16 protein-coding genes are annotated in these 14,960 nt (G+C 56.8%); 2 read left to right on the forward strand and 14 right to left on the reverse strand.

Features of this window, described 5'->3' with window-relative positions:
* Positions 1-2 precede the first annotated feature (2 nt).
* Positions 3-599 (forward strand): molybdenum cofactor guanylyltransferase, encoded by a 597-nt coding sequence (locus HY751_03945; GenBank protein ID MBI4665544.1) that lies wholly within the window; start codon positions 3-5, stop codon positions 597-599.
* Here HY751_03945 and HY751_03950 read toward each other — a convergent pair.
* Positions 596-1,078, reverse strand: a complete 483-nt coding sequence (locus HY751_03950) for a GNAT family N-acetyltransferase (protein MBI4665545.1) — start codon at positions 1,076-1,078, stop codon at positions 596-598. The genes HY751_03945 and HY751_03950 overlap by 4 nt on opposite strands.
* A gap of 17 nt (positions 1,079-1,095) precedes the next feature.
* The gene (ychF, locus tag HY751_03955; GenBank protein ID MBI4665546.1) at positions 1,096-2,187 is read right to left on the reverse strand and encodes a redox-regulated ATPase YchF; all 1,092 of its coding nucleotides are present in this window, start codon (positions 2,185-2,187) and stop codon (positions 1,096-1,098) included.
* A gap of 86 nt (positions 2,188-2,273) precedes the next feature.
* Between ychF and HY751_03960 the strand changes: the two genes are divergently transcribed.
* Positions 2,274-3,209 (forward strand): NDP-sugar synthase, encoded by a 936-nt coding sequence (locus tag HY751_03960; protein MBI4665547.1) that lies wholly within the window; start codon positions 2,274-2,276, stop codon positions 3,207-3,209.
* Here HY751_03960 and HY751_03965 read toward each other — a convergent pair.
* The 12 genes from HY751_03965 to rpsM all read right to left on the reverse strand — a co-directional run bounded on the left by HY751_03965 (position 3,206) and on the right by rpsM (position 14,935).
* Complete coding sequence (locus HY751_03965; GenBank protein ID MBI4665548.1) at positions 3,206-3,967, reverse strand: ABC transporter permease; 762 nt, start codon at positions 3,965-3,967, stop codon at positions 3,206-3,208. The genes HY751_03960 and HY751_03965 overlap by 4 nt on opposite strands.
* Before the next feature lies 1 nt (position 3,968).
* The gene (locus HY751_03970; GenBank protein ID MBI4665549.1) at positions 3,969-4,886 is read right to left on the reverse strand and encodes an ABC transporter ATP-binding protein; all 918 of its coding nucleotides are present in this window, start codon (positions 4,884-4,886) and stop codon (positions 3,969-3,971) included.
* A 24-nt stretch (positions 4,887-4,910) separates the two neighbouring features.
* Complete coding sequence (fsa, locus tag HY751_03975) at positions 4,911-5,558, reverse strand: fructose-6-phosphate aldolase (GenBank protein ID MBI4665550.1); 648 nt, start codon at positions 5,556-5,558, stop codon at positions 4,911-4,913.
* Positions 5,559-5,680: 122 nt separating this feature from the next.
* Positions 5,681-6,586 carry a diguanylate cyclase gene (locus HY751_03980; protein MBI4665551.1) on the reverse strand — a complete coding sequence of 302 codons (906 nt, stop codon included), beginning with the start codon at positions 6,584-6,586 and terminating at the stop codon, positions 5,681-5,683.
* A gap of 125 nt (positions 6,587-6,711) precedes the next feature.
* Positions 6,712-7,656 (reverse strand): N-acetylneuraminate synthase family protein, encoded by a 945-nt coding sequence (locus HY751_03985; GenBank protein MBI4665552.1) that lies wholly within the window; start codon positions 7,654-7,656, stop codon positions 6,712-6,714.
* 10 nt (positions 7,657-7,666) lie between these two features.
* Positions 7,667-10,240 (reverse strand): RDD family protein, encoded by a 2,574-nt coding sequence (locus HY751_03990; GenBank protein MBI4665553.1) that lies wholly within the window; start codon positions 10,238-10,240, stop codon positions 7,667-7,669.
* A 35-nt stretch (positions 10,241-10,275) separates the two neighbouring features.
* Entirely contained in the window at positions 10,276-11,412 is a 1,137-nt protein-coding gene (locus HY751_03995; GenBank protein MBI4665554.1) for a site-2 protease family protein, read from the reverse strand.
* 503 nt (positions 11,413-11,915) lie between these two features.
* Positions 11,916-12,332 carry a 50S ribosomal protein L17 gene (gene rplQ / locus HY751_04000; GenBank protein MBI4665555.1) on the reverse strand — a complete coding sequence of 139 codons (417 nt, stop codon included), beginning with the start codon at positions 12,330-12,332 and terminating at the stop codon, positions 11,916-11,918.
* A 34-nt stretch (positions 12,333-12,366) separates the two neighbouring features.
* A complete protein-coding gene (locus HY751_04005; protein ID MBI4665556.1) occupies positions 12,367-13,380 on the reverse strand; it encodes a DNA-directed RNA polymerase subunit alpha in 1,014 nt (337 codons plus the stop codon).
* A gap of 40 nt (positions 13,381-13,420) precedes the next feature.
* Complete coding sequence (gene rpsD, locus HY751_04010; protein MBI4665557.1) at positions 13,421-14,047, reverse strand: 30S ribosomal protein S4; 627 nt, start codon at positions 14,045-14,047, stop codon at positions 13,421-13,423.
* 40 nt (positions 14,048-14,087) lie between these two features.
* The gene (gene rpsK, locus HY751_04015; protein MBI4665558.1) at positions 14,088-14,489 is read right to left on the reverse strand and encodes a 30S ribosomal protein S11; all 402 of its coding nucleotides are present in this window, start codon (positions 14,487-14,489) and stop codon (positions 14,088-14,090) included.
* Positions 14,490-14,551: 62 nt separating this feature from the next.
* A complete protein-coding gene (gene rpsM / locus HY751_04020) occupies positions 14,552-14,935 on the reverse strand; it encodes a 30S ribosomal protein S13 (GenBank protein ID MBI4665559.1) in 384 nt (127 codons plus the stop codon).
* Positions 14,936-14,960 lie beyond the last annotated feature (25 nt).

Consider the following 14,960-nt stretch of genomic DNA (forward strand, 5'->3'; position numbering starts at 1 on the left):
ATATGACCCAACACATAAAGACAATAGCCGCCATTCTGGCCGGCGGGGCCAGCCGCAGAATGGGACGCGACAAGTCGTTTATCGAGGTGGATGGGGTGATGATGATCGAAAGGGTAATCGGAGCGGTCAAGCCGGTTTGTAGCGACATCGTGATAATCGCCAACCAGCCGGAAGGTTTTCACCACCTAAACCTCCCTATATATCCGGACATCATCACCGGCATGGGGCCTCTATCTGGACTTCATTCGGCTTTCGCCAACACCGGCGCGGACGAAATTTTTCTTGCCGCCTGCGACATGCCTTATATAAGCCCGGCGGTGGCCGAAAAAATCCTCGCATATCCCATGAACGGTTTCGATGCGGCGATTCCTTTCGTGAACGGCCTTGAACAGGGCTTGCTGGCCCGCTACTCCACCAAGGCAATGGAACGGTTCAATGACCGCATCGCCGAGGGATCCATCAAGTTCGATGAGTTTCGCAAGGGACTACATAAAACGCTGATCGGCGAAGAGGTGTTTAAAACTGTGGATTCCGAGCTACGGTCGTTCATCAACCTCAACAGCCCGGAGGATATGGAACAACTCTCCCGAAGAAATTAGGCTAGGGTTTTTCGCATTTCCCAGGCGTCGGCTCCGTTGGGGTAATAGCCCTTGTGGATCCGCGTTTTCGTGTAACCGTGTTTCTCGTAAAACTTTGTGGCCCGCAAGTTGCCTGTGTCCACCTCCAGAACAACCTGGGACGCGCCCCAGGTTGCCGCCGCCATGTGGGCCATGGATAAGAGCAATGAGCCGACCCCCCTCCCCTGCCTGGATTGCTCCACGTCTATGGTCACAAGGTTTGCGCGGGTTTTGGACTCTTTTTTGATTATCGAAAAACCGGCCAGCCCGGCGGAATCCCCGGCCATTATCACCTCGGAGCTCTTGTCCAGCAGGTAGAAAAGGAACGTCTCCGGGTCATAAGCTATATCGGGAGGGAAAAGCGCGTTGTCCAGCTTGTGCAGGGCCGCCAGATCCGCCAGGCCGGCTTTGCGGGTAAAAACGCCTTCTGGCGCGCCACCTGGTGGAAATTCATCTCCCATGGCGCGCCGCCAGACTACTAAACGTTGAACCGGAAATGGGCCACATCCCCATCCTTGAACACGTAATCCTTGCCTTCTATGCGAAGGAGCCCCTTCTCCTTCACCGCCTGTTCAGAGCCCAGCCTGTCCAGATCATCGAAGGAAATAACCTCGGCCCGTATGAAACCCCGTTCGAAATCCGAATGGATGACCCCCGCCGCCTGAGGCGCCTTGGTACCGCGCTTGATGGTCCATGCCCGGGTCTCTTTAGGCCCGGTGGTGAAGTAGGTGATAAGATCCAGTATCCTGTACCCCTCGCGGATGAACCGTTCCAGGCCGGACTCTTCCAGCCCCAGGTCCGCCAGGAACGCTTTCCTGTCCTCGCCGGAAAGTTCCGCCAGCTCGCTCTCTATTTTTCCGCAGATGGCCACAACCGAGGCTCCGTCCTTTTGAGCCACTCCGCGCACGGCGGAAAGCGTGTCCGTCTCCCGGTTCAAATCATTTTCCATCACGTTGCAAACGTAGATGAGCGGTTTGGCGGTTATAAGGAACAGGTCGCGGTAAAGCTCCTCATCGCCCGGCTCCATAACCATCCGCGCCAGATGCCCCTCGTCCATGCTCTGGCGGAGCGCCTGGTATTTGGGAAGCCCCTCCAGCAATTTCTTGTCGCCGCTTTTCTTGCCCTTCTCCACTGCGGCTATGCGCTTGTCTATGGTCTCTATGTCCGACAGCAGAAGTTCCGTGCGGATGACCTCTATGTCCGACGCCGGATTTACCGAACCGGCCACATGGGCTATGTTCTCATCCTCGAAACATCGCACCACGTGGGCCACGGCGTCCACCTGCCGGATATGACCCAGGAACTTGTTGCCCAAACCCTCTCCCTTGGAGGCCCCGGCCACAAGCCCGGCGATGTCCACCACCTCCAGGGTTGTAGGGAGTATTTTTTCGGAGCCGGAAATCTCGGCCAGCCGGTTCTGCCGCCTGTCCGGCACGGGAACTATGCCCACGTTGGGCTCTATGGTGCAAAACGGAAAGTTCTCCGCCGCCGCCCCCGCCGCGGTAAGGGCGTTAAATATGGTGGACTTGCCCACGTTGGGCAAACCTACGATGCCACAGTTGAAACCCACTTCCTTTAAAACCTCGTATGTGTCGTTTACGGATAAAATGGTTTATTCTATCCGCTCATGACATGTTACGCAAAGAAAGTTGGCATATGAACGCCATGATACTGGCCGCGGGATTGGGCACAAGGCTTCTGCCCCACACACTAAAAAGGCCCAAGCCATTGTTTCCAGTGCTGGAACGGGATCTATTGAGGATCGCCGTGGAGACGGTTTTGAAGCTGAACCCGCACAAGATTGTCATTAACGCCCATCATCTGGCCCCCATGATAGAAGAGCGGGTGGCAAAAATGGATTACGGGGTGGAGATCATCGTTTCGCGGGAAACAGAGATTCTCGGAACCGCCGGGGGTATCAAAAACGCCCAGCGTTGGCTGGATAGTGACAACTTCGCCGTTTTGAACTCCGACGTTATCATGGAGCCGGACTGGGCCAACCTGATGGCCGCCCATGAAAAATCCGGCGCAGTCGCCACGCTGGCCTTGCGTAAAAACCCAGACCCGGTGAAATACGGCCCATTGGCGGTAAACGGCCAGGGGCTTATCACCCGCTATCTTTCCGCCACGGGGCCGGGCCATGACGGCTCTGCCGGGCTTTTAATGTTCACCGGTTGCTCCATTTTATCCCCATCCATTTTTCAGGGGATTCCCGCTGGCCGGGCTGTGGACATTTCCAAAGAGGTTTATATGCCCATGACCATGATGGGCGAGGGGCTATACGGCGTGGCGATGGAAACGCCCTGGACAGACGTGGGCACGGCGCAAGATTACCACAAGACCGTCATGGGCCTTCTTGACCGGAGAGAATCATCCCGGGACGCCGGGATAAATATGGAGCCCGGCGCGCGGATAATACCCCCTGTTTATCTAGAGCCCGGAGCGCAAATAGGGGCCAATGCCATCATCGGCCCCAGCGCGGCCATTCACGCCGGGGCGGTTATAGGCGATGGCGCCCAGGTGAAAAACAGCGTTGTGTTGCCCGGCTCTTCTCTTCCATCCGGAGCAGTGGCTGATGGAGTAATCGTTTAAACGATAATCCGGCGGCGCACCAACCGCTCGGCCAGAACGCCGAACACCGCTGTGGCCGTAACCAGGAACAGCGCGGCCATTAAAAGCCCGTTGCCGTCGCCGCCATGGAAAAAGTGGCGGATAAGGTTCACCGAGTGGGTGGCGGGCATCGCCAGCGAAAGCCATTGCACCGCTGGCGGGAACGGGTCCAGCGGGAAGAACACCCCGGACAGAAAGAACATGGGGGCGATGAACAGCGTGAAGAAGTAATTGAAAAACTCGTAGCTTGGCGCCAGCGCCGAGAAACACATGGCCCCGCCGGCGAAAACCAGCCCCGTGAAAGCCACGGTCACCATTATCCCCACAATGGAAACCGATGGAGTGTATAACCCGAACAGGGTCATTATGAATATCATCACCGCGGCGGATATTACCGATTTTGTCATGCCCCACAATATCTCCCCCGCCACCAGGTCCTGCAAGGAAACCGGGGTGGAAATGATGGATTCATAAGTGCGCTGGATGGTCATGCGGGTGTAGGAGCCGAAGGTACACTCAAACACGGCGCTGTACATGGACGAGGTGACAATCAAACCCGGCGCGATGAACTCCATGTACCGCATACCCTTGATGTCGGTGATATACGCCCCTATGCCGAACCCCATGGCGAAGAGGTACAGCAATGGCTCACCCAAGTTGCCCACGAGGCTGGGCTTGTAATATGAGCGGTACACCGCGAAATTGCGTAGCCACACATGAAACGCCCGGCGTGTCACCATTTCACATACCTCCCGGATGGCGCCCGGCGATTTTCATGAACAGGTCTTCCATGGAGGCGGGCCTTGTGGAGATAAGGCTGGCCTCCGCCAGTTCCGCAGGTATAGCGCCTGGCGCCGTCTTGAACACCAGGTAAACATCCCCGGCCCTGACAAAAGCCGCTCCCAGCCTTTTCAGGGATGGTTCCAGCTTGTCTTCCATGCCGGGCCGGGGGCGGGCCTCCACAACCGTCTCCCCCAAGTGGTCGCGCATGAGCGCATCCGGGGCTCCGGTGGCCATTATCTTGCCCATGTTCATGATCGCCAGCCGGTCGCAAAGCCTGCGGGCTTCTTCCATGTAATGGGTGGTGAGGATCATGGTCACCCCTTCGGCTTTCAGGTTTTCTATCTTGCGCCATATAACTATGCGCGCCTGTGGGTCTAACCCTGTGGTGGGCTCGTCGAGTATCAATAACTTCGGGTCGTTCACCAGCGCCCGGGCTATCACCAGCCGTCGGCGCATGCCGCCGGAAAGAACGCGGATCTTCTCCGCCCGTTTTTCCTCCAGGTGGAAGAATTTTAGAAGCTCATCGGCTTTCCGTTCCGCCTGACGGCGGGGGATGTCAAAATAACCGGCGTAGATCACCAGGTTCTGGAACACCGTAAGGTCCGGATCCAGGCTGTCTTCCTGGGGCGCCACACCGATGATGGATTTTATTTTGCGGTCGTCTTGCCCAGCCTCCATCCCGTCCACCGTCACCCGGCCAGAGGTTAAAGGCGCAAGGCACTGGATCATTTTAAGCAGGGTGGTTTTTCCGGCCCCGTTGGGCCCAAGAAAGCCAAAACACTCCCCCCGCAGGATGGAAAACGACACCCCGTCCACGGCGGCGTAGGGGCCATACCGTTTCACCACATCCCCACCCGCCACCAGCGCGTCGGCCATGATCCGCTCTAAAACCGCGCTGGGCTATTTCTTCGGGACCTTTTCCCAGTCTTTCAGAAAACGCTCGATGCCGATGTCTGTAAGGGGGTGTTTGGCGAGCTGGCCGATAACGGAGAACGGCACCGTGGCCACGTCCGCCCCCATCCGGGCCGATTCCAGCGCATGAAGGGGGTTGCGTATGGAGGCCACAATCACCTCGGTGTCGTAACCGTAGTTGGTGAATATCTCCAGTATCTGGGCGACTATCTCCATGCCGTTGTGGGAAATGTCGTCCAGCCGGCCAACGAAGGGAGACACGTAGGTCGCCCCGGCCTTGGCCGCCAGCAGAGCCTGGTTGGCGGAAAACACCAGCGTGACGTTGGTCTTTATCCCCTCGCCGGAGAGTATCTTCACGGCTTTCAAGCCCTCGGTGGTCATGGGGATTTTCACAACCACGTTTTCGCTGATCTTGGCCAGTTCGCGCCCTTCAGCCACCATACCGTCTGCCTGCAACGAGATGACCTCCAGGTTTATGGGGCCGTCCACCTCGGCCAATATCTCCCGGATCACGGTTTTAAAGTCCTTACCGGTCTTGGAGACAAGGCTTGGGTTGGTGGTAACGCCATCGATGACCCCGAGGGAGTTGGCCTCGCGGATCTCGTTAATATCAGCGGAATCGATAAATAGCTTCATTTAGGGAAATATCTCCTTGGCGCCTGTTGGAATTTAAGACGCCGGAACAGCGGCGCCAGTCATGTTTCCTGTCGTGAGTTATTATAAGAAATGCCCGGGCCCCGCTCAACTATAATGGCAGGCTAGTTGAACTGGTTTTTGGGGCGGGAAAATAGCGTTACCCGGTCTCGCCCGGCGTTTTTGGACTGGTACAAGGCTGAATCAGCCGATTTTATTATCTCCTCCGCGTCGCACCCATCGGCCGGAAACTCTGAAATTCCTATGCTCACACGGGTTTTCAGCGGCTGGCCGCATGCCTGGCCCATAACCATTTCAGATATGGAGACCTTTAGCCTCTCCATGGCCGAAAAAGCGCTATCTTTTCCTGTTTCGGGCATGATTACGACAAACTCCTCCCCACCATACCGGGCCACCACGTCTATGTCCCTTACCGCTTCCTGGATGGCCTGGGTAACGCCGCGTAAAACTTCGTCCCCGGCCAGATGGCCGCAGGTGTCGTTGAGTTTCTTGAAATGGTCTATGTCCAGCATGGCAACGGAAAACACCCGGTTAAACCTCTGGCTACGGTGTATCTCCATGGCCAGCCGGTTCTCCAGCGCCCGCCGGTTTAAGGCGCCGGTGAGATAGTCCGTGGAAGTGTCCCGCTTCAATTTGGCCACCTTGCCCAGGTTCACCCGGATGCGGGCCACCAGCTCTTCCACCTGGAAAGGCTTGGTTATATAATCGTCCCCCCCAAGCTTGAAACCCATAAGCTTGTCTTCGATGGAGGATTTGGCGGAAAGGAAAATGAACGGTATGCCAGCCCACCATCTCTCGGCCCGGATCTTTTGCAACAGCGAGAACCCGTCCATATCATTCATCATGATGTCGGAGATTATCAGGTCCGGCGTATGCTCATACATCCGGTCCACCGCTTCAAGGCCGCTGGCGGCGGTTATGACGGAATAACCCTCCTTAAGCAGGTGAAGCTCGATTAACTTGAGGGTAACGGCGGAGTCCTCCACCACAAGAATTTTTTCAACCGCCATATCAGCCACGGAAAGTATGGAATTCAAACCTAGCCCTTTTTAAGCAAGTCTGAATATTGGCTTAAAATAAATTATTAATCAAGTTAATATTTATGCCATTTAATTGCAACTTTTCGATACATTCCTCAAAGCGGTTCCATCTCCTTGAAATCCTTGCGGGCAGGCTTCCCTACGATGCTATCCAGCATATTGAGTGGCGTTACTTCCGGGCGGACAAGTTTTAACTTCTCCAGTGTCACTACATCCCCCTTGTTTATGGCGCAAGCGGCGTATATACCCCTGCGCATAAGGTGGACCTTGTTTGAGTCCGGCCGGTTTTGCGCTCCGGGTAGAGGAGCTTTTATGGCATTTTCCGCCTCTTTAATGGACTTTTTCAGCATGGAAAGCTCCTCTGGATTTGCGGAAATCTTGTGGTCGGGGCCGGGCAGGTTTTTATCTATGGTGAAATGTTTCTCTATTACCTCCGCCCCCAAGGCCACCGCCGCCGTGGCAACCGCCGTACCCAAGGTATGGTCGGAAAAACCCACCCTAACGCCCATCTCTTTTTTCAACTCAGGAATCATACCCAGCATAGCCTCCTCCGGCATGGTGGGATAATTCGATACACAATGAAAAACGCATATTTCCGCCGCGCCGTTCTTCCGCAGGAGGGCCACGGCTTGCCGCGCCTCCTCCAGTTCTCCACCGCCGGTGGAAAGATAAACTTTCCCTCCCTTCCGGGCCACGGCCGCAAGCAGAACCGGATTGTTCAGATCCATGGAGGCTATTTTGTATCCCGCCGGGTTCAGCTTCGAAAGCTCATCCACCCAGTAAACGCTGAAGGGAGTTGAAAGAAAATCCACCCCATTGGAGTCTGCGGCGTTTTTTAACATACGGTGGGCATCGGGTGAAATTTCACCAGCCTTGAAGATGGGGTACAGCTCATGGTTGGGGAAATACAGGTCATCGGCGAAGAAGGACTGGAACTTAACCGCATCCGCGCCGGATCTGGCGGCGGACTCGATCATCCTCAACGCCAGGTCCAAGTCCCCGGAATGGGAGAAACCTATTTCAGCGATAAGGTAGGCCATAACTTGCTTTTCACCTGTTTTTTGGAGCTTCGTATGCCCCGGCGCCCCTGCCGTCGGAAATGAACAGCGCACCCCGGTCTTCATTGTAAAAAATCACCGGTTCTCCATCGAAATCGGCTATTTCAGCGACCTTTATCCTGGTGAATGGGTGATCCAGGGTGATGAGCCTTGTTTTCACCCAATCTCCCTGTACGCTGGACGTGGCGGCCAGATGATACCCCTCCTGGTCCTCCCAAAGCAGTTTCACCCTGTCCAGACGGGGGATGCCGTAAAACTCCCCTAGCGTCCTGCCCCGGGCGTTGTCCACCACCATGAGTTTCCTTTCCGCCGGGCAGGTTAACGCGGGCATTTTCCCTATCATTCCCGCGCAAACGCACCCCTCAGGATATTTGAACGCCATGGCCCCGGTGGTTTTGTCCACCGCCGCCTGCCGGGCGAATAAGGTATTCCCCCCATAGGTTTCTTCAGTGGCGAAACTCAACGGCTCTTCATATTTCCACACCGCCGCGCCGGTGGAGGGGATCAGCGTCATGGAGTTGAACCTGCCGGAAAAAAGGTAAGCCCCCTCCGCCCCCGGCGCCACGGGTTTTAATCCCGCCGCCCGGGACAACGGCGCGCCATCCCTCTGGCTTATCACCCGTGAGCCATGGCCAGTAACCGAAATTATCAGCGTGTCTCTGGCGGTGGTGATAGCGGTAATCCGCCCATCCGCCGGAACGCTCCACATTTTCTTGCCGGCCTTATCGAAGGCCGTTACCTGATCGCCGCCAGCCACGGCCAGTCCGTTAGGCGTAAAAGCCCATGCCGTGGCCGGGTAGCCGGGAAGCTTGGCCGTCCACGCCAGGGAACCGTTCTTCCAGGAAACAGCCCCTATAAAACCGGAGCCGTCCTTTTTGCCGATGACAAAATATAGGCTGGAGCCTGGATCCGCCAGTATCCTCTCAACCCCCTGGGCGGCGGATATCCACAACGGTTTGCCTGTGGCGACATCAAAGGCCGTCAGTTCCCCTCCAATCAATACGGCGGCCATGTTGGGCCCGTTGAGCGTGGCTACGCTATCCGCCTTAACGCGCCATTTGGCCGGAAGTGAAACATACCCCGGCGCCGTCACACCCCCCAAAGCCGTGGCGGCCACCCGCAACGCCTCCCCTTTCAACTGATACCCGGCCAGCGACAACATGCCAGCCATAACAATCAGGGAGGCGGCTCCGATTTTCTCTTTTTGCCCCCCGTTCAGCGTAACCACCAGCGTTCCCGCCAGCCTGTCATGTACGCCGCGCCGCAGAGGGTCTTTAAACGCCGCGAGGTAGCCTATGAACGGGAATAAAGCTACTAGTGAAAGCAACAGGTATCCTGTCCGCGCCAAAGACGAGGCTGGCTTTGGCGGCTCCCCGCTCTCCGAATCCACCACAGCCACGCCGCACAAACGCTGAATTGGTGTCGCTCCCCATTTCGTTACCGGGTAATAAAAATAGCCGATGAACAAGACCGACGCCATGGTGGAGTAAACAATCTTTGAGGCTGGATACGCTTCCCACGGAAACAGGACGGTGAGAAGCGCGGCGAACATTAGGAACTCGAAAACCTTGATGGATCCCCGCAGGGCCAAACCTGCGGGCATAAGCCCTTCCGCCGGGGAATCTAGCGATGGTGTTTCCCCCGCTTTGGCCTCTTTGGGCAGGCATTCGGGGCAATAAACCCTCCCGTCGAACCGGTTATGGCAGGAAAGGCATACCGCTTTGGCGCATGCCGCGCAAACTGCCACCGCCGGAGTGTCTTTATGATTCTCGCAGACCGGAGCCGAAGGGACTATCAACGCCTCGTCCTTTTTCATCTCGCGGATTTTGAGCAGAATCTTGTTTTTCACAGCCAGGTCGAACCGGCGCTCATGGATGTCCGCCATGCGCGCCACGAAATCTTTCATGGAGAATTTCATTAAAGACCGGTCTTGCCCCGCTGTTTTATAATCGGCGGCGGCCAATAGCTCCTCCACGGGCGCGCCGGGGAAAAACTGCGCCTCGCCCATGGGGTCGGCCAATATCCACGGAGAATGGTTCGAGGCTATCGCGAACTTCTCGCCGGTTTCCCCCATGGGGGCTATCACCATTATCTCCGCCCGCTCCGATGGCGGCTCGAAAAGCGCCAAGGCGTATAATTTTCGTTCTTTGTTGGCGAAAAGCCGCTCGAACCGGCGAGGTATCAACGAATCAACCACCCGGTCCATCACGGGGATGAACCCATGGCCCCGCAAGGATGAAGTGACCCCGTTAAGCAGTTTCTTATCAATCTCCGGAGCCTTTGGAAGGCTGGTTCTGGAGTATTTCAACAACCGTCCTTTGAACGCGGGCTTTACCAGCGGCCGCCTGGTGGCGCGGCCGATGAACCATCCCGCGGCCAGGGACGCGGCGGCGGTGGCCCGGCCCCAGCCCGTTTTATCCCCGGTTTCCGCGAGGATAACATCTTTTAACTGGAAAGCGTTGAGGTTTACGCCGAACAGCTTGTTGTCGTATGGATCTTCCCGCCGTTCCTTCACTACTGTTCCGCAGGCGGAGCATTTAGCGCCAAGGACGCCTTCCGGATCCATTAATCCGCACCGGACGCAAACAATCCCCTGCCCCGTCATAGCGCCGCTCCGGACACGAAATAATAAAACGACAGGGCCACATAAGCCGGATACAAGAACAAAGGAGCAAATCCTGTGGCCACCGCCACCGCCAACGCCAGAACGCCCCCTAACGTGGCTTTTCGCTCCACCCGGGGGGTAAGAAGCCGGGGCGCGGCGGCTTTTAATATCCACCAACCGTCCAGGGGGGGGAAGGGAAGCAGGTTGAAGGCCCCCACCAGAAGGTTTATAACCGCGCCCAGGGCCGTAAGCTCCAACGCGACGAACCAGAAAGGCTCCAGGTATCCGGCCCCGGCTTTGATCGGGTCGGAAAGAGCGGCGGTGAACCACACATGGCTTTCAGGGTGGATGGAGTTATGGGCCGCCGCCAGGACCATAAACAGGATGAACATGGCGTAAGAGACCATAAAACTTGTGAACGGCCCCATACCCGCCGTTAACACCGCTCCCAAAGGCTGGCGTTTCATGTTAACCGGGTTAAAGGGAGCGGATTTCGCCCAGCCGAACACCACACCCCCGGCAAGATATGCAAATAGCGGGACAACCGCGCTACCTATCGTGGAGAAATGGCTCAAAGGGTTCAACGTCACCCTGCCGGATTTCAATGCGGTGTCGTCCCCCAGAAATAGGGCGCACACTCCATGCCCCAGTTCGTGAAGGCTCAACGCCAGCCAAACCGTATAGAAAAGCGAAAGGTACAGAAGCCACGGGGTTGCCGCCGAGTCCGGCCCGGCCACCCCCCTTATCGCTATAAGAAACAGTGGGAACGCAACCCACCCGGACGCGTAGATTTTCGTTTTCCGCCCGGCGGCCCCAATCAATCCGGTGATGATCTCGATGGGAGATGTCGTTTCCACCTGCGCCTCATGGGCGCGTTTCATGGCCGCTACGCTTTCTTCGAGCCGCTTGTTGTCTTCGGCGATCTTGAGCATAAGCGCGGCCTGCGCGTTTCCTGGCTCCAGCTCAATGAGCTTCTTCAAAAACCCTTCCCCCTGGGCGTACCGTTTACGCTGTATATGGAGCATGGAGGCCTTTAACAGGGATTCCCTGTGGGACGGGTCTATCTCCAGTATTTTTGTATAGGCCGCCAGAGCCTCGTATAAAAGGTTTTGTCTGGAGCAGGCGGTAGCCAAAGCCTGGAGGATATCAATGTTCCGCGGGACTTTATCCGAAGCGGCCCGGAATTTTATGACGGCGGCAGGATATTTCTTATCGTTAAAAAGCGCGGCTCCTTCAATGAGAAGTTCCTTGGCCTGTAAATTCGCTTCCCTTTCATCGCCGGCTCCGGCCTTTAATTCAACCTTGGGAGAGGCGCCAACGGCCTTGCTATCCTTTTGTGGAGCCCCTATTGTTCCGGCGGCCGGCTGTGGAGGGAATATCAAAGAGTTGCCGCATTTGACGCAACGGGCCCTAATTGAACCATCCGGAGACTTCACGCCGCCGGAGAAGCTCTTGCTTCCGCAATAAGGGCACTTGCTTTCTGACCCCGCCAAACCACTTAACCCGTTAAAGTTTTCAGGCTAGGTTATCGTATGCCATAAGGCATTGGGATTCAAGCGCCAGCGGTCCACCAGGCGCAAAAAAACCGGGCCGTCTAAAAAGACGGCCCGGCGCGTTATGGCGTGGGGAAAACCCCTTATTGGGCGGGCTGGGCCTCCGCCGCCTTGCGGGTGCGTTTCTTCGGAGCGGCGGACTCGTCTCTGTCTACAAGCTCCACGATGGCCATGGGAGCCGAATCGCCTACCCTGAAGCCCAGCTTGTAAATGCGGGTATAGCCGCCGGGCCTGTCTTTGTAGCGCTCTGCCAGCGGGCCGAACAGCTTGGCCACCACGTCTTTGCCGCGGACGAAAGACAGCGCCTTGCGCCGGTGGGCCAGAGAGCCCTTCTTGCCCAAAGTGACCATCTGCTCGGCCACACGGCGAAGCTCTTTGGCTTTGGGCAGGGTGGTGGTTATCCTCTCGAACGCCAGCAGGGAGCTAACCATGTTGCGGAACATGGACACCCTGTGGCTCGTTGTCCTGCTGAAATGCTTTTTCTGCTTTAAATGACGCATCCTAAACCTCTATTCTGTTCACCAGGGCGGGCCGTTACAGGCTAACCGAACCCTGTTCGAGCATTACCAGCTCTTCCCTGTACTCATCGATGTTCATGCCAAGGTGGAGCCCCATCCCTTCAAGGATTTCCTTTATCTCGTTGAGGGACTTGCGCCCGAAGTTCCGGGTCTTGAGCATTTCCTGGTCGGTCTTGCCCACAAGCTCCATAATGGTCTTTATGCTCGCGTTCTTCAGGCAGTTATATGAACGCACCGAAAGCTCCAGTTCCTCCACGCTTTTGCGCAGATTTATGGCCACGCGCAACCTGTCCTGGTTGAGCACTTTCGTGGGCAGTTCCTCCTGCTCCTCGAAATTTATGAAAATCTGCAGATGATCCTTAAGGGTCTTGGCGGCTTGGGCCAAAGCGTCCTCCGGCTTTATGGAGCCGTTGGTGGTGACCTCCAGGATCAGCTTGTCGTAATCGGAAGACTGCTCCACGCGGGTTTTTTCCACGCGGAAGGCCACTTTAAGCACGGGGGAGAACACGGAGTCCACCGGGATCACGGAGATGTCCCAGTTGGGGTTCTGGTTCCGCTCGGCCGGGGCGTAACCCCTGCCGCGCCGCACTATCATCTCAATCTTGAGCTTCGCCTTATCCTCGGTAAGGGTTGCGATGTGCAGATCCTTGTTGAGGATAGTAACGCCGGCCGGAGCCTCGATATTACCCGCTTTCACCTCTCCTTTTCCGCTGGCGGAAAGGATAAGCGTTGCGTCGTCATCGGTGTCTTTGTGGAGCACCAGCTGTTTAAGGTTGAGGATGATGTCGGAGACATCCTCCACCACCCCGTCAATGTTGGAGAACTCGTGATGCACCCCCTCAAACTTCACCGCCACCACGGCCGTCCCCGGGATAGAGGAAAGCAGAAGCCGACGCAAAGAATTGCCTATGGTGGTGCCGAAACCGCGTTCAAATGGCTCGGCCACGAAAAGGGAATAGTTTGTCTGTTTGGTTTTTGGATCGATCTCCAGCTTTTTAGGCTTAACCAATCCCTGCCAGGCCGTTTTCATGCCACCTCCTAGTGGGTAATATATCTTCCAAAGAGTCCGACTACTTGGAGTACAACTCCACTATCAACTGCTCTTGTATGGGCAGTTGCACGCTATCTCTCGAAGGCATGTCGCTCACCACGCCGCGAAGCGCCGCCCTGTCCAGCGATAGCCAGTCAGGCACCTGGCTGTCCGACTTTTTCTCCAGGTTCGAGGCGATAACAATAAGCTTGTCGCTCCCGGCGCAAACGGTGATCTGATCACCTTTTTTCACGCGGAAAGAGGGTATGTCCACCTTCCGGCCGTTCACCATGAAATGCCCATGGCGCGCCATCTGCCGGGCCTGGGACGGGCTGGAGGCGAAGCCCAGCTTCACCAGCACGCTGTCCAGCCTGGTCTCAAGAAGCCGAAGAAGGTTCTCGCCGGTAACGCCGCGAATCCGCTCCGCCTTCTCAAAATAGCCCCGGAACTGACGCTCCAGGACACCGTATATCCTCTTGACCTTCTGCTTTTCGCGAAGCTGAAGGCCGTATTCTTTCATTTTGCCCCTCATCTGGCCGGCCATGCCAGGCGGATAGGCGCGCCTCTCTACGGCGCACTTCTTGGACAGGCAACGCTCTCCCTTCAAGAAAAGCTTCATACCCTCGCGCCGGCACATGCGGCAAACGGGGCCAACGTATTTTCCCAAAACCTTCTCCTTCCAGACTCCAGTAAAACCTGTCCGAGCGTCAGACCCTGCGGCGCTTGGACGGCCTGCAACCGTTATGCGGGATAGGGGTGACGTCTTTTATAAGATCCACCTCAAGACCGGCGGCCTGCAAGGCCCGAACCGCCGCCTCGCGCCCAGCGCCGGGCCCGTTAATGAACACCTCCACCTTCCGCATCCCCATTTCTATGGCTTTGCGGGCGGCGTTCTCCGCCGCCATCTGCGCGGCGAAGGGGGTGCTCTTCCGGGAGCCCTTGAACCCCTGCGCGCCGGATGACGACCAGGCCACCACGTTCCCCGTAGGGTCGGTGATGGTGATTATGGTGTTGTTGAACGTGGACCGCACATGGGCCACGCCCACGGCGCCAACCTTCTTAAGCCGCTTTTTAGGCGCGGCCGCCTTCACCTGCTTTTTCTCTGCCATATCCCGTTTTTTCGCTAAACCGTTAACCGGCCCGCCGCCATATGGCGGCCATCAGCCGAAAGCTACTTCTTCGCTTCCTTGCGCCGCCCAGACCCGGCGGTTTTCACAGGGCCCTTGCGGGTGCGAGCGTTTGTCCTGGTGCGCTGGCCCCGTACCGGAAGCCCCTTGCGGTGCCTCAGGCCACGGTAACAACCTATGTCCATCAGGCGCTTTATGTTCATCTGCACGTCGCGGCGCAGATCGCCCTCAACCTGGTGCTGTTTCTCTATGATGCTCCTCAGGTTGTTCACGTCGTTCTCGGTCAGGTCTTTAACCCTGATGTCGCCGTTCACGTTGGCGTCTTTCAATATCTTCTTGGCCGTAGCGGGGCCTATCCCATAGATGTAGGTCAACGCCACCTCAACCCTTTTGTCCCTCGGGATGTCGATCCCAGCGATGCGGGCCATATACTCTCCTTACCTCGTTCCCTCT

It is taken from the genome of Nitrospinota bacterium, from assembly GCA_016208975.1.
In the GTDB taxonomy this organism is placed as follows: Bacteria; Nitrospinota_A; UBA7883; order UBA7883; family JACRLM01; genus JACQXA01.